The 20,876-nt window shown below is 75.1% G+C and carries 21 protein-coding genes and 1 pseudogene; 12 read left to right on the top strand and 10 right to left on the bottom strand.

All coding sequences use genetic code 11. The features are described 5' to 3' along the window. Positions 1-19 precede the first annotated feature (19 nt). Together ACFYPD_RS15530 and cofC are read right to left on the bottom strand one after the other, a co-directional pair. Complete coding sequence (locus tag ACFYPD_RS15530) at positions 20-217, bottom strand: cold-shock protein (protein WP_387113415.1); 198 nt, start codon at positions 215-217, stop codon at positions 20-22. A gap of 3 nt (positions 218-220) precedes the next feature. Continuing rightward, positions 221-862: pseudogene (cofC, locus tag ACFYPD_RS15525) on the bottom strand (2-phospho-L-lactate guanylyltransferase); the annotation flags it as partial. Positions 863-971: 109 nt separating this feature from the next. On the opposite strand from cofC, the gene ACFYPD_RS15520 reads away from it, so the two are divergent. The 4 genes from ACFYPD_RS15520 (at position 972) to ACFYPD_RS15505 (ending at position 4,795) form a co-directional block, all read left to right on the top strand. Further along, entirely contained in the window at positions 972-1,697 is a 726-nt protein-coding gene (locus ACFYPD_RS15520; RefSeq protein WP_387113275.1) for a lysophospholipid acyltransferase family protein, read from the top strand. After that, positions 1,694-2,710, top strand: a complete 1,017-nt coding sequence (locus ACFYPD_RS15515; RefSeq protein WP_387113273.1) for an NAD(P)H-dependent glycerol-3-phosphate dehydrogenase — start codon at positions 1,694-1,696, stop codon at positions 2,708-2,710. Before ACFYPD_RS15520 ends, ACFYPD_RS15515 begins: the two co-directional genes overlap by 4 nt. Before the next feature lie 7 nt (positions 2,711-2,717). Continuing rightward, positions 2,718-3,827 (top strand): cystathionine gamma-lyase, encoded by a 1,110-nt coding sequence (locus tag ACFYPD_RS15510; RefSeq protein WP_387113271.1) that lies wholly within the window; start codon positions 2,718-2,720, stop codon positions 3,825-3,827. Positions 3,828-4,000: 173 nt separating this feature from the next. Further along, on the top strand, positions 4,001-4,795 hold the full coding sequence (locus tag ACFYPD_RS15505; protein ID WP_387113270.1) for a putative protein N(5)-glutamine methyltransferase: 795 nt from the start codon (positions 4,001-4,003) through the stop codon (positions 4,793-4,795). A gap of 62 nt (positions 4,796-4,857) precedes the next feature. Here the strand turns inward: ACFYPD_RS15505 and ACFYPD_RS15500 are convergent, their stop codons facing one another. Next, entirely contained in the window at positions 4,858-6,210 is a 1,353-nt protein-coding gene (locus tag ACFYPD_RS15500; protein ID WP_387113268.1) for an RNA-guided endonuclease InsQ/TnpB family protein, read from the bottom strand. Positions 6,211-6,383: 173 nt separating this feature from the next. Here ACFYPD_RS15500 and ACFYPD_RS15495 point away from each other — a divergent pair, with 173 nt between their 5' ends. After that, positions 6,384-7,436: an ROK family protein gene (locus ACFYPD_RS15495; protein WP_387113266.1), complete on the top strand. Its 1,053-nt coding sequence runs from the start codon at positions 6,384-6,386 to the stop codon at positions 7,434-7,436. Positions 7,437-7,460: 24 nt separating this feature from the next. Here the strand turns inward: ACFYPD_RS15495 and ACFYPD_RS15490 are convergent, their stop codons facing one another. Together ACFYPD_RS15490 and ACFYPD_RS15485 are read right to left on the bottom strand one after the other, a co-directional pair. Further along, positions 7,461-7,661, bottom strand: a complete 201-nt coding sequence (locus tag ACFYPD_RS15490) for a DUF397 domain-containing protein (RefSeq protein ID WP_387113264.1) — start codon at positions 7,659-7,661, stop codon at positions 7,461-7,463. Between the two features lie 5 nt (positions 7,662-7,666). Beyond that, entirely contained in the window at positions 7,667-8,512 is an 846-nt protein-coding gene (locus ACFYPD_RS15485) for a helix-turn-helix domain-containing protein (protein WP_387113262.1), read from the bottom strand. A gap of 274 nt (positions 8,513-8,786) precedes the next feature. Between ACFYPD_RS15485 and ACFYPD_RS15480 the strand changes: the two genes are divergently transcribed. Further along, the gene (locus ACFYPD_RS15480; RefSeq protein ID WP_387113261.1) at positions 8,787-9,017 is read left to right on the top strand and encodes a hypothetical protein; all 231 of its coding nucleotides are present in this window, start codon (positions 8,787-8,789) and stop codon (positions 9,015-9,017) included. Positions 9,018-9,306: 289 nt separating this feature from the next. Beyond that, positions 9,307-10,401, top strand: coding sequence for a D-alanine--D-alanine ligase family protein (locus ACFYPD_RS15475; protein WP_387113259.1), 1,095 nt, complete (start codon positions 9,307-9,309; stop codon positions 10,399-10,401). Positions 10,402-10,431: 30 nt separating this feature from the next. Here ACFYPD_RS15475 and ACFYPD_RS15470 read toward each other — a convergent pair whose 3' ends face one another. Both ACFYPD_RS15470 and ACFYPD_RS15465 read right to left on the bottom strand, forming a co-directional pair. Further along, positions 10,432-11,046: a DUF3515 family protein gene (locus ACFYPD_RS15470; protein ID WP_387113257.1), complete on the bottom strand. Its 615-nt coding sequence runs from the start codon at positions 11,044-11,046 to the stop codon at positions 10,432-10,434. Then, the gene (locus ACFYPD_RS15465; protein ID WP_013284547.1) at positions 11,047-11,280 is read right to left on the bottom strand and encodes an Lrp/AsnC ligand binding domain-containing protein; all 234 of its coding nucleotides are present in this window, start codon (positions 11,278-11,280) and stop codon (positions 11,047-11,049) included. A gap of 164 nt (positions 11,281-11,444) precedes the next feature. On the opposite strand from ACFYPD_RS15465, the gene ACFYPD_RS15460 reads away from it, so the two are divergent. Further along, on the top strand, positions 11,445-12,392 hold the full coding sequence (locus tag ACFYPD_RS15460; RefSeq protein ID WP_387113255.1) for a thiamine-phosphate kinase: 948 nt from the start codon (positions 11,445-11,447) through the stop codon (positions 12,390-12,392). 63 nt (positions 12,393-12,455) lie between these two features. Further along, on the top strand, positions 12,456-12,923 hold the full coding sequence (locus tag ACFYPD_RS15455; protein WP_387113253.1) for a GNAT family N-acetyltransferase: 468 nt from the start codon (positions 12,456-12,458) through the stop codon (positions 12,921-12,923). Positions 12,924-12,933: 10 nt separating this feature from the next. On the opposite strand, the gene ACFYPD_RS15450 is transcribed toward ACFYPD_RS15455, so the two are convergent. Together ACFYPD_RS15450 and rpmB are read right to left on the bottom strand one after the other, a co-directional pair. After that, a complete protein-coding gene (locus ACFYPD_RS15450; RefSeq protein ID WP_387113251.1) occupies positions 12,934-14,190 on the bottom strand; it encodes an ATP-grasp domain-containing protein in 1,257 nt (418 codons plus the stop codon). A gap of 186 nt (positions 14,191-14,376) precedes the next feature. Continuing rightward, positions 14,377-14,568 (bottom strand): 50S ribosomal protein L28, encoded by a 192-nt coding sequence (gene rpmB / locus ACFYPD_RS15445; protein ID WP_109942784.1) that lies wholly within the window; start codon positions 14,566-14,568, stop codon positions 14,377-14,379. Positions 14,569-14,803: 235 nt separating this feature from the next. Here rpmB and ACFYPD_RS15440 point away from each other — a divergent pair, with 235 nt between their 5' ends. From ACFYPD_RS15440 to ACFYPD_RS15430, 3 genes are read left to right on the top strand one after another with little or no spacing between them, the layout of a single operon-like run. Next, complete coding sequence (locus ACFYPD_RS15440) at positions 14,804-16,414, top strand: DAK2 domain-containing protein (protein WP_387113249.1); 1,611 nt, start codon at positions 14,804-14,806, stop codon at positions 16,412-16,414. Further along, positions 16,411-18,612, top strand: coding sequence for an ATP-dependent DNA helicase RecG (recG, locus tag ACFYPD_RS15435; protein WP_387113247.1), 2,202 nt, complete (start codon positions 16,411-16,413; stop codon positions 18,610-18,612). Before ACFYPD_RS15440 ends, recG begins: the two co-directional genes overlap by 4 nt. Before the next feature lie 36 nt (positions 18,613-18,648). Continuing rightward, positions 18,649-19,575 carry a serine hydrolase domain-containing protein gene (locus ACFYPD_RS15430; RefSeq protein ID WP_387113245.1) on the top strand — a complete coding sequence of 309 codons (927 nt, stop codon included), beginning with the start codon at positions 18,649-18,651 and terminating at the stop codon, positions 19,573-19,575. Between the two features lie 53 nt (positions 19,576-19,628). On the opposite strand, the gene ACFYPD_RS15425 is transcribed toward ACFYPD_RS15430, so the two are convergent. Further along, the gene (locus tag ACFYPD_RS15425; RefSeq protein WP_387113243.1) at positions 19,629-20,765 is read right to left on the bottom strand and encodes an LPXTG cell wall anchor domain-containing protein; all 1,137 of its coding nucleotides are present in this window, start codon (positions 20,763-20,765) and stop codon (positions 19,629-19,631) included. Positions 20,766-20,876 lie beyond the last annotated feature (111 nt).

Raw genomic sequence — 20,876 nt, 5'->3', positions numbered from 1 at the left:
TGAACTCGGGGCAGGTTGGTCACGCCATCGTCGGCAACGTCACCCGGACGACCTCGCCGGAGCCGTCCCGCTCGATGCGGACGCGCTGCCCGAGCCGGAGCAGCCGCAGCCCGGAGGCGTCGAACGCGCGCGCCGGGAAGGCCAGCTCGGTGCCGTCGTCGAGGAGCAGCACGCCGCTGCGGGTCGACGCGTCGTAGGTGGCCACCGTGCCCTGCATGCCAGCACCGTACCCGACGTCCGTGCCGGCCCGGGCCAGCAGCGCGGCGGTGCGCGGGCCGGCGCCGAGCCGGGCGGCGGCGGCCAGGTCGGCCGGGGTGTCCACGTCCCGGCGGAGGGTGGGCCAGCCGCCGGGCAGCGGCAGCGCCCCGCTCGCCGCGTGCGCCGCCGCCGAGCCGGGCCCGAAGTGGGGCGCCAGGGGCACCCCGGGCGGCGCGGCGAGCAGCACGGTGCCGCTGCCCGGGGCGTCGGCCACGAACCCGCGTACCCCGTCGGTGGGGGCGGCCCGCAGCGCCCCGGCCAGGTCGGCCGGGCGCAGCGCCGGCAGGTCGGCGGTGAGACCGGCCACCGCGGCGCGCGGACCGGCCACCGCCGCCCCGTGCCGGAAGGCCGCGTTCAGCCCGGCCGCCGGGTCCGGCACGACCGCCGCGCCGGCCGCGGTCGCCTCCGCCGCCACCTGTGGGTCGTCGGTCACCACCAGCACCCCGGCGACCGCCGGACAGGCCACCACCGCGCGGACCGTGTCGGCCGCCAGGGCCAGCGCCAGCTCCTCGTGGGGTACGCCGGGCAGCGCGCCCCGCAGGCGGCTCTTCGCCACTCCGAGGCGCTTCACCGGCACCACCACGGTCCAGGTCGGCTCAGGCACGTGACAATCCTGCCAGCCGGGCGGCGGTACCCTCACTGGCCGGACCCGGAGCGAGCAGGCATGATTTCGTCCCGGGGCGTGCGCGCGTGGGGCGGAACGAGGAGGCAGGGTGGCACGGCGGAGGCTGGGATTCTGGCCACGGTTCGCCGTGGTGCTGGTGAAGCCGGTGTTGACCGTGTGGACGCGCCGCACCTGGCGGGGCATGGAGCACCTGGGCGGGGACGGCGGCATCATCATCGTGCCCAACCACATCTCGCACGCGGACCCGCTGGTGTGCGCGCACTTCATCCACGACGCCGGGCGTTGGCCGCAGTTCCTCGGCAAGGCGAGCGTGTTCCGGGTGCCGGTGATCGGCTGGATCCTGCACCGGTGCCGGCAGATCCCGGTCGAGCGCGGCAGCATCGAGGCGGCCCGGTCGCTGGACAAGCTGGTCGCCGCGGTGAGCGCGGGCGGCGCCGTGGTGATCTACCCGGAGGGGACCACCACCCGCGAGCCCGACCTGTGGCCGATGAAGGGCAAGACCGGCGCGGCCCGGCTGGCGCTGGCCACCGGAGCCCCGGTGATCCCGCTCGCCATGGTCGGCCCGGAGAAGATGTTCGACCCGCGGACCGCCCGCGTCGGGCTGCGCCCGCGTACCCCGGTGACGGTGGTCGCCGGGCCGCCGATCGACCTGAGCCGGTGGGCGGGCGCCACGCCGACCCGGGCGATCCTGGAGGAGATGACGGACACGATCATGCTGCGGATCCGGGACCTGGTCGCCGAGATCCGTGGCGGCACACCACCACCGCTGTGGGAGCGGCCGGCCCGGACGCGCACCCCCGAGGTGACCGAATGAGCGGGCGGAGCGGGCACGTCGCGGTGCTGGGGGCGGGCTCGTGGGGCACCGCCTTCGCCAAGATCCTCGCCGACGCCGGCCGGGACGTGACCATCCTGGCCCGGCGGGCCTCGGTGGCCGAGGCGATCCGGACCGGGCGCCACAACCCGGAGTACCTCCCGGACGTGCGGCTGCCCGACCGGGTCACCGCGACCGGGGACGCCGAGGAGGCGATCGCCGGCGCCGAGGTGGTGGTGCTCTCCGTGCCGTCGCAGACGCTGCGCGGCAACCTCGCCGACTGGACCCCGTACCTGGACGCGGACGCCACGCTGGTCTCCCTCATGAAGGGCATCGAGCTGGGCACCACCAAGCGGATGAGCCAGGTGATCATGGAGACCGCCGGGGTGCCGGCCGACCGGGTGGTGGTCGTCTCCGGGCCGAACCTGGCCCCGGAGATCGCCGCCGAGCAGCCGGCCGCGACCGTGGTCGCCGGCACCGACAGCCGCCGGACCGCCCTGGTGCAGTCGTCGATCCGCACGCCGTACTTCCGCCCGTACACCAACGACGACGTGATCGGCTGCGAGCTGGGCGGGGCCGTCAAGAACGTGATCGCCCTGTCGTACGGCATCGCCACCGCGATGGGCTTCGGCGACAACACCCGGGCCATGCTGATGACCCGCGGCCTGGCCGAGACCGCCCGGCTGGGCGTGGCGCTGGGCGCCGACCCGATCACGTTCGCCGGGCTGGCCGGCATGGGCGACCTGGTCGCCTCCTGCTCGTCACCACTGGCCCGCAACCGCACCTTCGGCGAGCACCTGGGCCGGGGGGAGACCCTGGAGCAGGCCCAGGCGGCCACCCGGCAGACCGCCGAGGGCGTGAAGAGCTGCCTGGCCATCCGGGACCTGGCCCGGGCGCACGGGGTGGAGATGCCGATCACCGAGCAGATCGAGCGGATCTGCCACGAGGGGATGGACCCGCGGCTCGCCGTGGACGCCCTCATGAGCCGGACCGCGAAGCCCGAGTCGTACGAGTGAGGCGGCGATGACCGAGTGGGGTGACGGCACGCGCAGCGTGCACGCGGGCCTGCCCGCGCCGGAACCGGGCCGGCCGTTCCTGCCGGGGCCGGTGTTCGCCGCGCCGTACCACCTGGACCCGTGGCGGGGGCCGGAGGCGACCCCCAACGGGTACGGGCGGCCGGACAACCCCACCCGGCGGCTGCTGGAGGCGGCCGTCGGCGAGCTGGAGGGCGGCGACTGCCGGGTCTTCGCCAGCGGCCAGGCGGCCATCACCGGGCTGCTGCTGGCCCTGCTGCGCCCCGGGGACACCGTGCTGCTCCCCGCCGACGGCTACTTCCCGGTGCGCGCCTTTGCCACCGCCACCCTGGAGGGCATCGGGGTACGCGTCGTCTTCGTGCCGACCGCCGGGCCGTACCCGTCGTTCGAGGGTGTCCGGCTGGTGCTGCTGGAGACCCCGGCGAACCCCGGCCTCGACGTGGCCGACGTGCCGGCGCTGGCCGCCGCGGCGCACGCCGCCGGGGCCCTGGTCGCGGTCGACAACACCACCGCCACCCCGCTCGGGCAGCGCCCGCTGGAGCTCGGCGCCGACGTGGTGGTCGCCTCCGGCACCAAGGCCCTCACCGGCCACTCCGACCTGCTGCTCGGCTACGTGGCGACCCGCTCCGCCGAGCTGCTCGACGCGGTGACCGCCTGGCGGACCACCACCGGCGGGGTGCCCGGGGCGTTCGACTGCTGGCTGGCCCACCGCTCGCTGGCGACCGTGGACCTGCGCCTGGCCCGGCAGAGCGCCAACGCCGAGGCGCTGGCCGGGCTGCTCGCGGGCCGTGGCGACGTCACCGGCCTGCGGTGGCCGGGGCTGCCGACCGACCCGGCGTATCCGGTGGCCTCGGTCCAGATGCGACGGATGCCCGGCGTGCTCTCCTTCGACCTGGGTGACGCCGACCGGGTGGCCCGCTTCCTCGACGCGGCCCGCCTGGTGTCCGCCGCCACCTCGTTCGGCGGGCTGCACACCACCGCCGACCGGCGGGCCCAGTGGGGGGACGACACCCCGCCCGGCTTCGTCCGGCTCTCCTGCGGCATCGAGGACGGCGCCGACCTGGTCGCCGACGTGACCGCCGCGCTGGACGCGGCCTGACGGGGGCTGGCCCGCTCCGCTAAGGTGACGGCGGCAGCCACGGCCCGCACGGGCCTCGACCGGAGGAGGTGAGACCGATCCACCAGCAGAGGACCGGCGCTCCCTCCGAGTCCGCGTCGCCCCAGGGTTAGGCGACGCCGGGAGCGCCGACGAGCGTTCCCGAAAGGCCTGCCATGCCACCCACCGTGTTCTCCCCCGACCGTCCCGCCCTCGTCCGGCGGCTGCGCGCCGCCGGCTGCGTCTTCGCCGAGGACGAGGCGGACCTGCTGATCGCCGCCGCCACCGACTCGACCGAGGCGCTGACCGACCTGGTCGACCGCCGGGTCGCCGGCCTGCCGCTGGAGCACCTGCTCGGCTGGGCCGAGTTCTGCGGCCTGCGGGTCGCCGTCGATCCCGGGGTGTTCGTGCCCCGCGGGCGGACCGCCCTGCTGGTCGCCGCCGCCGCGGCGGTGGCCGGTCCGGCGCCCGCCGTGCTCGACCTCTGCTGCGGCTCGGGCGCCGCCGCGCTGGTGCTGCACGGCCGGCTGGCGCCTCGCTGGCTGGCCGCCGCCGACGTCGACCCGGCCGCGGTGGCCTGCGCCCGGCGCAACCTGGCCCCGCTGGGCGTGCCGGTCTACCAGGGTGACCTGTTCGCGCCGCTGCCGGTGCGGTGGCGGGGGCGGCTGGACCTGGTGGTGGCGAATGCCCCGTACGTGCCGAGCGGCGCCGTGGCGATGTTGCCGGCCGAGGCGCGGCTGCACGAGGCCCCGGTGGCGCTGGACGGCGGCGCGGACGGGCTGGCCGTGCTGCGCCGGGTGGCCGCGGGCGCGGCCCAGTGGCTGGCCCCGGGCGGGCACCTGGCGGTGGAGGTGAGCGCCGGCCAGGCCGGGGCGCTCTGCGGGATCATGGCCGACGCCGGCCTGGACCCGTTCGTGGTGCACGACGACGACCTGGAGGCCACCGCCGTCACCGCCCGCCTGCCCGGGTGAGACGCGCAGCCCCTCCCGCGGAGACCGCGCGGGCGCTGCGGCTCGAACTAGTGCGGTGTCCACTAACGTTCACCGGGTGTCCGGTGGGGGTTGTGGATCCTCGCCTTTTGGGCGAGCGACTCCCCACCGGGTGGTGGGGCGGGCCTCCGCGGGCCAACTGATCCTCGCGCCGCCTGGTGTGGGCGGCGGGGGTCACGTCGGGACTGGCCGGCACCGGGGAGGTGTCGTCCGGCTCGACGGTGCGTGACCACCCCGGGCACCCGAGCGGGTGTGGGGGTGGTGGTTCCGCCGCCCGGGGTGCGGGTGGCGATGGTGGCGGCCGCGACCAGGTCACGGTGCCCAGAAAATGTGCAGTGCGGGCAGGACAGGGTCCGGCCGCGGGGTTTCGGCACCCGCCGCCGGCAGGCCGGGCAGGTCGAGGAGGTGCCGCGTTCGTCGACGAGGGGGACGGTGATGCCGGCCAGGACAGCTTTGTCGGTGAGGACCTGCAGGAGCCGGCCGATCTGCCACTGCCGCAGCCGCAGGTTGTGCCGCCGCCCCGCCGGTAGGTCGAGCACCCCACGCGGGTCACCCACGTGCAGCACACCGACCCGCTCGCGTACCGCCCAGGACACCACCTGGCGGGCGGCCTCGTGTTGGGCCTGACGCACCCGACGCCGGTGCCGGCCCTCCACCAGCCGCGCCCGACGGCGGTACTGGCGCCACCGCCGTGACCCCTTCTGCCCCGGCTTCGGGGCCCGCCGGGCGACCGCACGGCGGCGGGCCTTCGTATCCGCCAGATGCATGCGGTGCTCGGCGCGGATCGCCCGCCCCGACACCAACAGCCCCGCACCGTCAGGGCCGGCCACCGCGTACGGGTGGATGATCCCCAGGTCCACCCCGGCCACCCTTGCCGGGTCCGGTTCCTCACCGGGCGGGTACGTCGCCACCGGCACTTCAGCAGTGACGTCCAGGAACAGCCGGCCGCCCTCACACAACAGCGTGATCGACCGGACCTGCTCGACCGGATAGGGAGGAGTGCGCGCCAGCCGCACCCACAACGGCGCGGTGCCTCTCGCGGTCGGGATCCGCACCCGGTCGCCGTCGAGGGTGAACGTGCTGTGATACCAGCGCACCGGCATCAACCCCCGCCGCCGGCGCGGGAAACGCGCCGACACGTCACCGTCCTTGCGGCGTTTCGTCGCCGCGAACCACGCGTCGGAGAACCGGCGCAACACCGACCGGGCACCCGTCGAATCCAACTCCCCGAACGTGCCCGGCCCCGACACGGACAGCTCCCGACACAACTCCTGATAGCCCACCAGCGGCGCGTCGCGGCGGCGACGTCGCCACCCATTGACCTCCAACACACACGCCCACACGTCACCGGCCGAACGCAGCAACCCGAAACACCGCCGCCGCTGCCCTGACGTCACCCCCAACGCCACACGCGCGGTGCGATGCACCACCCGAGGCGCGGCAGGATCCCGACGACGAGGCACAACCCCACCCAACACCACCAGTACGACAAACTCCCCGGCAACCGACCCGGCGAACGTTTGTGGTCACGGCACTAGCCTCAGGTCAGGCTCGGCGGGAGGCGGTGGCGGTGGGCAGCGCGGGTGTGCCGGTGGTGGTGGGTCTGGACAACGGCGGCACGAGCAACAACGCCACCGTGCTGACGGTCGACGGCCGGTTCCTGGTGGACGGGCTGGTGGAGATCCCGAGCGAGGTCCAAGCCGGCCCGGACGCGGCGATCGAGGCCCTGGCCCGGGCGCTCGACGGCGTGCTGGCCCTGACCGGGGTCCCCCGCGACCTGGTCCGCGCGGTCGGGTTGGACACCCCCGGCCCGGCGAGCGCCACCGGGGTGATCTCCTCGCGCGGCTCGACCAACTTCTCCCAGCCGGCGTGGCGCGGCTACGACGTGCGCGGCGCGCTGGAGCACCGGCTCGGCCTGCCGGTGGTCTACGCCAACGACGGCAACGCGGCGGCCCTCTACGCGCACCACGTGCACTTCGGCGCCGACGCGATGGCCCGTTCCTCGGTCGCCGCGATCGTCGGCACCGGGCTCGGTGGCGGCGTGGTGGAGAGCGGCCGGGTGGTCGGCGGGGCGGCCGGCATGGCCGGCGAGTTCGGGCACGTGCACATCCCGCTCGACGGGCTGCTCGGGCCGGGTCAGCCGGCGCCGGTCTGCGCCTGCGGTTTCGTCGGGGACGCGGAGAGCGTCGCCTCGCTCACCGCCATCGCGCACAACCTGCTGCCGTACTGGCTGGGCCGGTTCCCGGGGCACCCGCTGGCGGGTGCGGAGCCGGGCGGAGCGGCGAAGCTGGTCCGCGGCCACGGCGAGCGGGGGGACCCGCTGGCCCGCGAGGTCTTCACCCAGCAGGCCATGGCGCTGGGCCGGCTGTTCACCATCGCGGCCAACTTCACCGACCCGCACGCGTACTTCCTGGGCGGCGGGGTCGTGGAGGCGGCGCCGGAGTTCCGCGACTGGTTCCTGGCGACCGTGCGGGAGCACACCGTGCTCCGCGCCGAGCAGCGCGCGGTGGCCACCTTCGCGCTGGTGCCCGACCGGGACATGGCCGGGGCGCGCGGGGTGGCCATCGCGGCGCTGGAGGCGGTCCGCGGCGGGGCCGCCGCCGGTCCGCTGGTGGCCGGCTGAGCCGCGCCGTCGCCGGCCCGCGGATCAGGGGCGCGGTGGTGCGTCGGTGAAGGCGGCCCACGCGGCCGGGGGGAAGACCAGCACCGGGCCGGTCGGGTCCTTGGAGTCGCGGACCGCGACCGCCTCGGGCAGCGGTGCCATCTCGACGCAGGCGCCCTCGTCGCCGCTGTGGCTGCTCTTGCGCCAGCCGGTCGCCGGCGGGTGCGGGCTGTTCGTGCCGTTCATGGGTTCTACCTCTCGTTCAGCAGGCGGAGCAGCTCGTCCCGGCTGGCCGCCGGGCTCAGCGCCACGGTCCGCAGGTGCTCCATGATCTTGGTGCAGGTGCGCAGGTCGCCCGGCCGGTCCAGCACCATCTGCCCGGCGACCGTCTCCACCGAGGCGATGATCGGGTCCTCCGGATCGGCGAACTCCAGGATGTGCAGCGACCCCCGGGTCCCCCGGTGGTATCCGGCGGCCAGGGGGATCACCTGCACGGTGATGTTGGGCAGTTCGGCCATCTTCAGCAGGTGCTGGAGCTGACCCCCCATCACCGTGCGATCCCCGACCGGCCGCAGCAGCGCGCCCTCGTCGATGATGGCGTCGAGGATCGGCGGATCGTCACTCGTGAGCCGTTGCTGGCGGTCGAGTCGCAGCTTGACCCGCTGCTCCACCTGCTCGTCGCTGAGGGTGTGCGGGCCGCCGCGCATCACCCCGCGGATGTAGTCGGCGGTCTGGAGCAGGCCCGGCACCACCGACGGCTCGAAGTTGGCGATCCCGGTGGCCTCGGCCTCCAGCGCGATGAAGTCGATGGTCCGCCGGTCCAGCAGGTACGAGTAGGAGACCCACCAGCCGGGCTTGCGGGCGTCCTTGGCGAGCTGCACTGCCCCGGCGATCTCGTCGGGCCCCACCCCGTAGAGGGTGAGCAGCGCCCGCACGGTGGCCGGGTTGACCAGCGTCTGCGCGTTCTCGTAGCGGGACAGTGTGCTGCGGGTGCTGTTGATCTCGTCGGCCGCGGCCTCCAGGGTGAGGCCGGCGGCCTCCCGGTGGGTCCGCAGGGCGATGCCGAGCCGTCGGGCCCGGGCGGTCTTCGGCGCCATGCATCGATGGTCGCACATCAACGGGAGCTTGGGCATGAGAGAAATCCGATGAGAGTTGCATTCACGCGTGTCCACCTGTCAATCTGTGACGGCGTCCTCACCGCCGGTTGTCGTGGCGACGGTGGTGGTGAGTGACCGGAGGGGATGGGGCGCGCGGCGATCGGGTTTTACTCCCCCACGACCCGATCGCCGCGTGCCCGTACCGGCACGCCAGACGGGGAGGAATCGCGATGACGGTGACGGCCTGCCACCCCGCCGACGAGGGCGGGCGGGGATGACCCGCTTCCTCGTGGTTCTCACCGACGTGCGCCCCCTCGACGGGATCTGGCGCAACGAGCGGACCAGCCCCGAGCGGCGCCGGCAGGTGGTCGGCGCGAGCAGCCGCGAGGCGGCGGACCGGATCGCCGGCGCCTTCATGGCGCTGGGCATGGTCCGCGCCGGCCGGCAACGGGTCAAGGTCATCGCGGTCGGCCGCCGGCCGCGCGCCGCGGAGCATCTGAACTGAACCGGGCCCGCCCCCGGGACGCGGTGACGGGGGCGGGGAGCCGGGCGGCCGGTGGCAGGTCCCGCCACCGGCCGCCCGGGCTCACCACCCGGTCGCGCCGCTTCCGGTACGCCTCGACCTCCGCACACATCCGGTTACTCCTCGTATATGACTCGCTGACCGGATGTTGCCCGCTGCGTCGTCTCCCCGGGTATCCACCACCGACGCTCGCCACGCACAGTAAGGTCAAGCGGGTGAGCGCCCCCGGCGAGCACGGCAGCCGCAGTCGTGGACGAAGAGGTGACCCGGAGTGACCACCCCAGGCAAGATCCGTGTGGCGATCGTCTTCGGCGGTCGCAGCCCGGAGCACGGCATCTCCTGCGTGAGCGCCGGCAGCGTGCTGGCCGCCCTCGACCCGGACGAGTTCGAGGTCGTGCCGGTCGGCATCACCCGGCAGGGGCAGTGGGTGCTGGCCAGCGGCGACCCCGGCCAGCTCGCCATCGCCGACCGCAAGCTGCCCGAGATCACCGCCGGCTCCGGCGCCGAGCTGGTGCTGCGCGCCGACCCGGCCGTGGGTGGCCTCATGGTGCTCGACCCGGCCCAGGGCCCCGTGGCGCTCGCCGACGTGGACGTGGTCTTCCCGGTGCTGCACGGCGCCTACGGCGAGGACGGCACCATCCAGGGGATGCTGGAGATGGCCGACATCCCCTACGTCGGGGCGAACGTGTTCGCCTCCGCGGCCGCCATGGACAAGGAGTTCACCAAGAAGCTCTGCGCCGCCGAGGGCATCCCGGTCGGCCCGTACGTGGTGCTGCGCGCCGGGATGACGCTGACCGAGGAGGACAAGGAGCGCCTCGGGCTGCCGGTCTTCGTGAAGCCGTCCCGCGCCGGTTCCTCGTTCGGCATCACGAAGGTCGACGACTGGGCGCAGCTCGACGCGGCGGTCGCCACCGCCCGGGAGATCGACACGAAGGTGCTGGTCGAGGGCGCGATCGTGGGTCGCGAGATCGAGTGCGGTGTGCTGGAGGGCGAGGCCGGCGGGGCCCCGGAGGCGTCGGTGCTGGCCGAGGTGCGGGTGGTCTCCGGCCACGACTGGTACGACTTCGAGGCCAAGTACATCGACGACGCCTGCGAGTACGACATCCCGGCGAACCTGCCCGAGCCGGTGACCCGGCAGGTGCGCGAGTACGCGACCCGCGCGTTCACCGCGCTGGACTGCTCCGGCCTGGCCCGGGCCGACTTCTTCGTCACCCCGGAGCTGGACGTCTACCTCAACGAGATCAACACCATGCCGGGCTTCACCCCGACCTCGATGTTCCCCCGGATGTGGGCGGCCAGCGGGCTGGAGTATCCGAAGCTGGTCAACCGGCTCATCCGCACCGCCCTGCGCCGCGCCGGCCGCTGACGCCCCGGCGTCGGGACCGGCCGGCGACGGTCAGGCGGAGCAGCCGGACGGGGCCGTCTTCGCGGCGGGCACCGAGGCGACCACCGCGTCGGAGACCGGCGTGACCCACTGGAGCGGCTGCTCGTACTGCTTCGGGACCCGCACCCGCACCGGGGTCTCCCGGTCGACGGTGGTCAGCACGGTGGCGTCCGCCTCCTGCACGGCGTGCCAGCAGACCTTGTTCACCGACCAGACCTCGTCGGTGGGCTGCACCAGCGGCGGCGTGCCGCCGCAGGCCACGGTGAGCGCCGGGTCGCCGTACGCGGCGTTCTGCTCGGCGCCGGCGGTGACCGGTCGCTGCGCCAGGTCGCGGACGGTCGCCGGGAGCTGCGACACCAGGGCGCGGCACACCGTGGCCGGGCGCTCGGCCAGGGCCGGGGCGGGCAGCTCGACCGGCGTGGTCGACTGCGGCCGGGCGGCGGTCGCCGACGGGCTCGGCGCGGCGGCCGGGGAGTCCGGGGCCAGCTTGGCGAAGGTGAACCCGGCCACCGCCAGGGTGACCGGCACCGCGACGAGCGTCGCCCAGAGCGCCGCACTGCGGGTCGACCGGTCGCGACGCGCCGGGCGGGACTCGTCGGTAGCGGGGGAGGACGTGATCTCTTCCACTTACAGCCGCACCACCGAGCACGTGAGGGTGCGGGTGATGCCAGGCACCATCTGCACCTTGCTGACAATGAGTTTGCCGAGCTCATCGACGGTATTCGCCTCGGTGAGGACGACCACGTCGTAGGGCCCGGTGACGGCGTCGACGCGTACCACGCCGGCAAGGTCCGCGATCAGACCGGCCACGTCACGCGCCCGACCGACCTCCGTCTGGATGAGGATGTACGCCTGTACCACGACTCGACCTCCGTCCGTCGCCGCGTGGGGCGACCCGAAGGGTGAAACTACCTTACGGAGCAGGCCTGATCCCTATCGGTGGCCGGCTGGACGCGGTGAGCGAGCGCACGCCGGGTGACCGGCGGTGGGAGGGCGGAATCGTGCAGGCGCGGCGAGGGGACGGAATGACGGTCGCGGGTGTCGGGGAGTTCGGGCTGATTGACCGGGTGACCGCCCGGCTGTCGTACGGGGAGAGCTGCCTGCTCGGCCCCGGCGACGACGCGGCGGTGGTGGCGGCGCCGGACCGGCGGGTGGTCGCCTCCACCGACGTGCTGGTCGAGGGGCGGCACTTCCGCCGGGACTGGTCGGGAGCCCGCGACGTGGGCCACCGGGCGGCGGCGGCCAACCTGGCCGACATCGCGGCCATGGGGGCCACCCCGACCGCGCTGCTGGTCGCCCTCTGCATGCCGGCCGACCTCGACCCGACCTGGGCCGAGGAGCTGGCCGACGGCCTGGGCGCCGAGGCGGCCCTGGTGGGCGCGAGCGTGGTCGGCGGGGACATGTCCGCCAGCCCGACGCTGACCGTCGCAGTGACCGCCCTCGGCGACCTGGGCGGCCGGGCCCCGGTGGTCCGCTCCGGTGCCCGCCCGGGCGACGTGGTGGCCCTCGCGGGGCGCACCGGCTGGGCCGCGGCCGGCTACACGGTGCTGTCCCGGGGCTTCCGCACGCCCCGGCTGCTGGTCGAGGCGTTCCGCCGCCCCGAGGTGCCGTACGCGGCCGGCCCGGACGCCGCCGCGCACGGCGCCACCGCCATGATCGACGTGTCGGACGGGCTGCTGGCCGACCTGGGGCACGTGGCGAAGGCCAGCGGGGTGGCCGTGGACCTGACCCGGGAGGCGTTCGAGGTGCCCCGGCAGATGCGCGACGCGGCGCAGGCGCTCGGCGTCGACCCGTACTCCTGGATCCTCGGCGGGGGCGACGACCACGCCCTGGCCGCGACCTTCCCGGCGGCCGCGACGCTGCCGGCGGGCTGGCGGCCGGTCGGGCGGGTGGCCGAGGGTGCCGGGGTGACCGTGGACGGCGCTCCCTACGCGGGCCCCGCCGGCTGGGACCACTTCCGCCGGACGGAGTGATCTGCGTCCGATGCGGGCCGTCGGGCTCCGGGCGGGCCCGATCCCGGTCGTACCCTGCATTCCGTGAGCGACATCGAGATCCGGGTGCGGCGCTTCGACGCGCCCGAGTCGCAGGCGTTGATCCGGGCGGCCCTGGCCGACCTCGGCCAGCGGTACGGCGGAAGCGGCGACGACACGCCGGTCGACGCGGCCGAGTTCGAGCCGCCGGCCGGCACCTTTCTCGTCGCCTACCTCGACGGGGAGCCGGTGGGCTGCGGCGGCTGGCGCAGCCACGGCGACGACGGCGAGACGGCCGAGCTGAAGCGGATGTACACGGCACCGGCCGCCCGGGGCCGAGGCGTGGCCCGCGCGGTGCTCGCGGCGGTCGAACGGTCCGCCCGCGACCAGGGCCGCAAGCGGATCATCCTGGAGTGCGGCGACAAGCAGCCCGAGGCGCTGGCCATGTACACCTCGGCCGGCTACGAGCGGATCCCGAACTTCGGCTTCTACCAGGACGCCCCGGGCTGCCTCTCCTACGGCCGCACCCTCTGACTCCCGGCCGTCAGCCGACGGTGATCCGGATCTCGCCGGCGGCCTTGCGCGCGGCGCCCTCCGCCTCGGCGGGGGTGGCGCCCCAGGCCAGCAGGTGCCCGCTGCGGTGCGCCGAGGAGAGCAGCTCTGGCACGTGGTCCCCGACCTTCGCCTCGAGCTGCACGTCGAGCACGCCCGGCACCCGCAGGGCGGCCCGCCGGCCGTCCACCGCGGTGACCCGGCCGGGCGGGGCGACCAGGAACTCGACGGCCGCCGCGCCGGTCGGCCGGGACCGCAGCGCCGGCCGTTCCCCGCGCAGCACCCGCAGGTACGCCTCGATGAAGTCGGCCTCGTAGGCGATCGAGACCAGCGCGGTGATCATGTCGCCGGGCATCCGGGCGGCGCACTCGACCAGCGTCGGCACGCCGTCGGCCATGATCCATTCGCTGTGCAGCATGCCGCTGCGGAAGCCGGCCGCCTCGGCGAGCCGGACCGCGGCGTCCCGCAGCGCCCGCTGCTCCGCCCCCGCAAGGGCGGACGGCACGGTGTGCCCGGTCTCCACCGGGTACCGGCCGCCGGCGATCCGCTTGTCCGTGACGTTGGCGAAGATCGTCTCGCCCTCGGCGACCAGCAGCTCGACGCTGTGCTCCGAGCCGACCAGCAGCTCCTCCACCAGCACCCCGGTGGGCACGCCGCGCTCGGTGGTCTCGGCCGGCTCCGGCGGGGCGGCGCTTGCCGCCCAGCGCCCGGCGATCTCCGCCGGCTCGGTGACCAGCTGCACGCCCAGGCTGCCGGAGCGGCGGGTGGGCTTGAGCACGCACCGGCCGCCGTGCGCCCGGGCGAACTCCGCCGCCCGCGCCGGGTCGTCGACCAGCTCGTACGCCGGGTTGGCCAGGCCGCTGGCGTCGGCGAGCCGCCGCATCCGGTGCTTGTCGGAGAAGACGTCGGCGGCGGCCACCCCGGCGCCGGGCAGGTTGAGCCGGTCGGCCAGCCGGGCGGCGGCGCCGACGGCGTACTCCAGGCCGGGCAGGACCAGCCGCGCGCCGGCGAGAGCGGGCTCCCGGGCGAGCAGGGCGTCGGCGTCGAAACCGGTCTGGTACTCGGCCGGCACCAGCCGGGCGACCATCGACAACCCGGCGACGAAGCGGTCCAGGCCGCGGCGGCGGATCACATCCGGCTCCTCGACCAGGACCACGCTGCCGGGCGGCAGTTCCTGGTCGAACCAGCGCAGCGAGCCGAACGACCCGCCGATCACCACCAGCTGCTCCCGCCCCAGGTCCAGCTCCACCGGTCGTTCCTCCCCACGCCTGGCGCCGGAACGGACGGCCGGCGCAGCAGCACCCTAACCGGGCCGGCGCGGTCGGCCGCCGGACGGTCGGCGACCCGTCAGCGGAGGCGTGTGGACACGACAGAAGCCGGCGGACCCAATGGGTCCGCCGGCATCCGACGAATCTGTGAAGGCGGTGCTACCGCGTCAGGCGCGGGCGACCTTGCCGGCCTTGATGCACGAGGTGCAGACCTGCAGCTTCTTGGTGTTGCCGCCACCGGCCGGGGTACGCACCGACTGGATGTTCGGGTTCCAGCGGCGGTTGGTCTTCTTCTTGGACCAGGGCACGTTGTGGCCGAAGCCCGGCCCCTTGCCACAGACGTCGCACACGCTAGCCACGGGATACTCCTGGGATTGAAACGTTCATGAGGTCGCCGCCAGGCGCTGCCCGGGCAACCTGGCCAGGTTACCCGATGACAGGCCGGTACGCCCAACCGGCCCGGTCGGGACCGGCCCAGCGTACCTGCGGGGACGGCCGGCGGGCGACGGGCCGGTCCCCGGGCCGTCCAGGACACGCCGGCCGGGGAGCGGCCGGCCCCGGCGGGTGTCGGTGAGCGCCAGTAGGCTTCCCGACGTGCTGGACACCCTCGACGCCGCCGCGGTGCGCCGCTGGTGCGCGAGCGGGCTGGCCGCCCTCCAGCGGCACCAGGGTGAGATCGACGAGCTCAACGTCTACCCGGTCCCCGACGGCGACACCGGCACCAATCTGGTGCTCACCCTCACCTCGGCCCAGCAGGCCCTCGCCATGGACCTGGAGACCCTCCCCGACGACGGGCACACCCCGCACGGTCACGCGCTGCGGCTGATGGCCCGGGGCGCGCTGCTCGGGGCGCGGGGCAACTCCGGGGTGATCCTCTCGCAGATCCTGCGCGGCTTCGCCGACGCGCTGGCCGCCGCACCGGCGGTCCGCGGCCGGCAGCTCGCCGCCGCGCTGGCCGACGCCACCACCGCCGCCTACGCCGCGGTCGCCCACCCCGTCGAGGGCACCCTGCTCAGCGTGGTCGCCGCCGCCGCCGGCGCGGCCGAGCGGGCGGACACCGACGACCTGCGCGCGGTGGCCCGGGCGGCGGCCGGCGAGGCGACCCGGGCGCTGGCGCGTACCCCCGAGCAGTTGCCCGCGCTCGCCCGGGCCGGCGTGGTCGACGCCGGCGGGCGCGGCCTCTGCCTGCTGCTCGACGCGCTGGTCGAGGTGGTCACCGGGGAGAGCCCGCGGCAGCCGGCGCCCGCGCCGCCCGCGGCCCGCACGCCCGCCACCGCCGTCCGGGAAACCGGCTCCCCGGCGTACGCCTACGAGGTGCAGTACCTGCTCGACGCCACCGACGAGGCGGTGGCCCGGCTGCGCGGCGAGCTGGACGCCCTCGGCGACTCCCTGGTCGTCGTCGGCGACAGCGGCACCTGGAACGTGCACGTGCACGTCAACGACGTCGGGGCGGCCGTCGAGGCCGGCGTGGTGGCCGGCCGGCCGCACCGGATCACGGTGACCCGGTTCGCCGACCAGGCGGCCCCGGCGCCGTCGCCCCCGGCGGCGCTGCCCGACGGCCGGGCCGCCGTGGTGGTCGCCACCGGCGCCGGCATCGCCGAGCTGTTCGGCGCCGAGGGCGCCACCGTGGTGCCGGCCAACCCGTCCACCGGCGAGCTGCTCGACGCGATCCGGGCCACGCGCGCCGCCCGGGTGGTGGTGCTGCCCAACGACCCCAACACCCAGTCCGTGGCGAGCGCCGCCGCGCGGGAGGCGCACGGGCTCGGGGTGAAGGTGAGCGTGGTGCCCACCCGGTCCCCGGTGCAGGCCCTCGCCGCCCTCGCCGTGCGGGACCCGAAGCGGCGCTTCGAGGACGACGTCATCGCCATGGCCGAGGCCGCCGGCGCCTGCCGCTACGCCGAGGTCTGCCACGCGAGCCGGGAGGCGCTCACCGTGGCCGGGCCGTGCCGGCCGGGCGACGTGCTGGCGCTGGTCGAGGGCGAGGTGCACCTCATCGGCACCGACCTCCTCGGCACCTGCACGGCCGTCGTCGACCGGATGCTCGGCGGCGGCGGCGAGCTGGTGACACTGCTCTGCGGGGCGGACGCCCCGGCCGGGCTGGCCGACCGCGTACGCGAGCACGTCGAGCGGTCCTGGCCGTTCGTCGAGGTGCAGGCGTACGAGGGCGGGCAGCCGCACTATCCGCTCCTGCTGGGGGTCGAATGACGAGCGAACCGGCCACGGTGGACACGCCGCTCAAGAAGCTGGTCGGGGAGCGCACCGCCAAGGCCCTGGCGAGCCACCTCGACCTGCACACCGCCGGCGACCTGATCTACCACTTCCCCCGCCGCTACGACGAGCGCGGCGAGCACACCGACATCCGCTCGCTGGACGTGGGGGAGCAGGTCACCGTGCTCGCCCAGGTGCAGCGCACCGCGGTCCGGCCGATGCGGCAGCGCCGGGGCAACCTGCTGGAGGTCACCGTCGGCGACGGCTCCGGCGGGGTGCTCACCCTCACCTTCTTCGGCAACCAGGCATGGCGGGAGCGGGAGCTGCGCCCCGGCCGCTGGGGGCTGTTCGCCGGCAAGGTCACCGAGTTCCGGGGCAAGCGGCAGCTCAACGGCCCCGAATACGTGCTGCTCGGCGAGGGCGGCGACGGCGAAGCGGCGGCCAACGAGGAGGTCGAGGAGTTCGCCGGGGCGCTCATCCCGGTCTACCCGGCCGCGGCGGCCGTGCCGACCTGGGTGATCGCGCGCTGCGTACGGGTGGTGCTGGACACCTTCACCCCGCCGGACGACCCGCTGCCGGCCACCGTGCGGGCCAGCCGCAACCTGGTCGGCATCGGCGCCGCCCTGCGCGAGATCCACCGGCCCACCAGCAAGGAGGAGCTGTACAAAGCACGCCGCCGGCTCAAGTGGGACGAGGCGTTCGCCGTGCAGCTCACCCTGGTGCAGCGCAAGCACCGGGCCGCGGCGTGGCCCGCGAAGGCCCGGCCGGCGAAGTCGGGCGGGCTGCTCGACGCGTTCGACGCCCGGCTGCCGTACGAGCTGACCTCCGGCCAGCAGGCCGTCGGCCGGGAGATCGCCGCCGACCTGGCCACCGCGCACCCGATGCACCGGCTGCTCCAGGGCGAGGTGGGCAGCGGCAAGACCGTGGTGGCGCTGCGGGCCATGCTCCAGGTGGTCGACGCCGGCGGGCAGGCCGCGCTGCTCGCCCCGACCGAGGTGCTCGCCGCCCAGCACCACCGGGGCATGCTCGACCTGCTCGGCCCCCTCGCCCGGGCCGGCGAGCTGGGCGCCGCCGACGACGCCACCAGGGTGGAGCTGGTCACCGGCTCGCTGGGCGCGGCCGCCCGGCGGCGGGCGCTCACCGAGGTGGCCGAGGGGCGCGCCGGCATCGTGCTCGGCACCCACGCCCTGCTCTACGAGGGGGTCGACTTCCAGGATCTGGGGCTGGTGGTGGTCGACGAGCAGCACCGGTTCGGTGTGGAGCAGCGGGACGCCCTGCGGGCCAAGGCCGACCAGCCGCCGCACGTGCTCGTCATGACCGCCACCCCGATCCCGCGCACGGTCGCCATGACCGTCTACGGCGACCTGGAGACCTCCACCCTGTCCCAGCTGCCGCAGGGCCGCTCACCGATCGCCTCGCACGTGGTGCCGGCCGCCGAGAAGCCCGCCTTCCTCGACCGGGCCTGGCGCCGGTTGCGCGAGGAGGTCGCCAAGGGACACCAGGCGTACGTGGTCTGCCCACGGATCGGCGAGGGGCCCGCCTCGGACGAGGAGGCGCCCCGCGAGGACGACAACGGCCGCCGGCCCCCGGTTGCGGTGACCGAGGTGGCCCCGCTGCTCGCCGAGGGGCCGCTGCACGGGCTGCGCATCGGGGTGCTGCACGGGCGGCTGCCGGCCGACGAGAAGGACTCGGTGATGCGCTCCTTCGCCGACGGCGACCTGGACGTGCTGGTGGCGACCACGGTGGTCGAGGTGGGCGTCAACGTGCCCAACGCCACCGTGATGATCGTGCTGGACGCCGACCGGTTCGGCGTCTCCCAGCTGCACCAGCTGCGCGGCCGGGTGGGCCGGGGCTCGGCCGCCGGCCTCTGCCTGCTGGTCACCGAGGCGATGGAGGGCTCCTCCGCCCGGGAACGGCTCGACGCGGTGGCCTCCACCACCGACGGGTTCAAGCTCGCCGAGCTGGACCTGGAGCAGCGCCGGGAGGGCGACGTGCTGGGCGCCACCCAGTCCGGCCGCCGCTCCCACCTGCGGCTGCTGTCGCTGCTGCGCGACACCGACCTGATCCGGGACGCCCGGGCCGAGGCGATCACGCTGGTCGAGGAGGACCCGGAGCTGGCCCGGCACCCGGCGCTGGCCGCCTCGGTCGCCGCCCTGGTCGACGAGGAACGCGCCGAATACCTGGAAAAGGGCTGACCCCACCGGACGGCCCTCCCGGCCTAGGCTCGTCCGATGCCGAAACCCTCACTCGACCGTGGCGTGCTCCTGCTGGCGCAGGGCGATGACATCCTGATGTCCTCGGTCACCGGCGCGGCCGACGCGGCCACCGCGTCACCCTGCACGTCCGCGACCCGCTTCCAGATCGCGTCCATCAGCAAGCAGATGGCGGCCGCCGCCGTGCTGCTCCTCGCCGGGCGGGGCGCGCTTCGCCTGACCGATCCGGTCAACCGCTGGCTGCCGCACCCGCCGCCGGCCTGGTCCGGGATCACCCTGCACCACCTGCTCACCCACACCTCCGGGCTGGGCCACTGGGAGGACTACCCGATGATCGACCTGGCCGCACCCGCCGAGCCGGACGAGTTGCTGGGCGTCTTCGCCGGCCTGCCGCCGCTGTCCGCCCCGGGCGCAGCCTGGCACTACAGCAGCCCCGGCTACGTCCTGCTGGCCCGGGCCGTCGAGCGCGCTGCCGACCGGCCGTACGCCGCGTTCCTCGCCGACGAGGTCTTCGCGCCGCTCGGCATGACGGGCAGCTTCGCCGGTGCCGCCGCCGGGCGGGACGACGTGGCGACGGGGCACGAGGGCGGCCGGCCGGTGCCCTCCTGGGACCTGGACACGGTGAGCATGGGCGCCGGGGACGTCTGGTGCACCGGAGCGGACCTGCTCACCTGGCTGGACGTGCCACGCCGGGGCCGGCTGCTCGGGCCCGCCGCGGTGGCCGCGATGACCGCCCCGCACGCGCCCACCGGCCGCCCCGGCGAGTCGTACGGCTACGGCTGGTTCGTCGGCACGCTGGCCGGGGAGCGGGCGATTCACCACTCCGGGGACAACGGTGGCTACAAGGCGTTCGCGGCCTGGTTCCCCGACTCCGACCGGCGTCTGGTGGTGCTGACCAACCAGGCGGAGATCGACCCCGCGCTGCTGCAGGCGGCGGTGGAATGAGGCGAGGGCGCGCCGACCGGGTGGTCGGCGCGCCCTCGGGCGATCCGGGCGGATCAGGCGGTGAAGCGGATCCGCCGCCGGCGGGTCACCACGAAGAGCGCCGCGCCCGCGGCCAGCAGGACGCCCGCCACGGCTGCCATGACGCCGGCCGCCGCACCGGTCACCGGCAGGGCCGGCCCGTCCTGGTCACCGCCGCCGCCACCGGGCGCGCAGTCGGCCGGCTTCTTCCAGACGATCGGCGAGCTGTCGTCCAGGCCCTCGGCCTTCGGGGTGACCTTCAGGCCCTCGTGCGCCGTGAACTTCGCGGTCCCGGTGTCGCCCGGCTTCACGACGAGGGTCTGCGCCTCGCCCTTGTCGGGGGTGAGGGTCAGCTTGACGGTCACGCCGTCCTTCGGGTTCTCCACCTGGAAGATCAGTTCGTCGCAGGTCGACCGGTAGCTGCCGGTCGGCTCGCCCGGCTTGACGCAGTCCTTGGCCGCGGCCGGCTCGTCGTCGAAGAGCGGCTTCTGCTGGCCCGCCTCGGTCACCTTGATCTTCCCGGCGTTCTTGGCGGGCACGGTGATCGTCTTGTCCTTGCCCGGCCCGACGGTCGCGGCCTTCGTGAAGCCGTCCGTGCCGGTGACGGTGAAGTCGGCGTCTCTGGTGGCCTCCGCTCCGTTCGCCAGCTTCACGGCGACGTCGCCGGTGCAGTCGGAGGTCACCGTGGCCTTGGGGTTCGGGCGGGCCGGCGGCGGGGTGACCACCTTGTCGCAGCTCTCACTGAACTTGATGGACGCGCTCTTGTCGCTGTCCTCCTGGTACTCGTTGTCCCACTGCGCCCGGACGGTCAGCGACGCCTCGGCGACGTCGCCGCCGAGACGGGCGGTGCCCACCACGGGTTGCGCGACCTGGTACGGGTAGGAGTCGTCGGTCGTGGCCCGGATGCCGTCCAGGGTGAACGGGGCGGCGGCCGTGGCGGTCCGGCTGCTGCCCTCGACCTTGGTGAGCCGGTAGGTGTCCACTCCCTCCGGCGCGTAGGTGCGCACGGTCCAGGTGGTCACCCACTCGCCGGCGGCGGTGTCGCACTCCGCGGTGACCTTGATCTCGCTGTGGTGGGCGCTGGCGGGGGCGGCCAGCGTGGCGACGCCGGTGAGGCCGAGCAGCGTGCCGGCGACAACCGCCACGGCACGCCGGAGGTTCAGACGGTTCACGTCTACTCCTGGTGAGGGGAATCGGAGGGGTGTGCCGGGCGGACCGGAGCCTCGGGCCCGACAACCGGGCAGACGCTAGCGAAAAAGACACGTCCGGCGTTACCGCTACCG

Source organism: Micromonospora sp. NPDC005299, from assembly GCF_042872345.1.
GTDB lineage: Bacteria > Actinomycetota > Actinomycetes > Mycobacteriales > Micromonosporaceae > Micromonospora.
The sequence above is the reverse complement of the archived record's forward strand: the minus strand, read 5'-3'. Positions and strand labels throughout refer to the sequence as shown.

Coding starts and splice junctions, on each gene's coding strand:
- recG (WP_387113247.1), top strand. CDS start 16,411: ATGACGAGCGAACCGGCCACGGTGGACACGCCGCTCAAGAAGCTGGTC.
- ACFYPD_RS15480 (WP_387113261.1), top strand. CDS start 8,787: ATGACCCGCTTCCTCGTGGTTCTCACCGACGTGCGCCCCCTCGACGGG.
- ACFYPD_RS15485 (WP_387113262.1), bottom strand. CDS start 8,512: ATGGCGCCGAAGACCGCCCGGGCCCGACGGCTCGGCATCGCCCTGCGG.
- ACFYPD_RS15530 (WP_387113415.1), bottom strand. CDS start 217: ATGCAGGGCACGGTGGCCACCTACGACGCGTCGACCCGCAGCGGCGTG.
- ACFYPD_RS15430 (WP_387113245.1), top strand. CDS start 18,649: ATGCCGAAACCCTCACTCGACCGTGGCGTGCTCCTGCTGGCGCAGGGC.
- ACFYPD_RS15460 (WP_387113255.1), top strand. CDS start 11,445: ATGACGGTCGCGGGTGTCGGGGAGTTCGGGCTGATTGACCGGGTGACC.
- ACFYPD_RS15490 (WP_387113264.1), bottom strand. CDS start 7,661: ATGAACGGCACGAACAGCCCGCACCCGCCGGCGACCGGCTGGCGCAAG.
- ACFYPD_RS15515 (WP_387113273.1), top strand. CDS start 1,694: ATGAGCGGGCGGAGCGGGCACGTCGCGGTGCTGGGGGCGGGCTCGTGG.
- ACFYPD_RS15505 (WP_387113270.1), top strand. CDS start 4,001: ATGCCACCCACCGTGTTCTCCCCCGACCGTCCCGCCCTCGTCCGGCGG.
- ACFYPD_RS15510 (WP_387113271.1), top strand. CDS start 2,718: ATGACCGAGTGGGGTGACGGCACGCGCAGCGTGCACGCGGGCCTGCCC.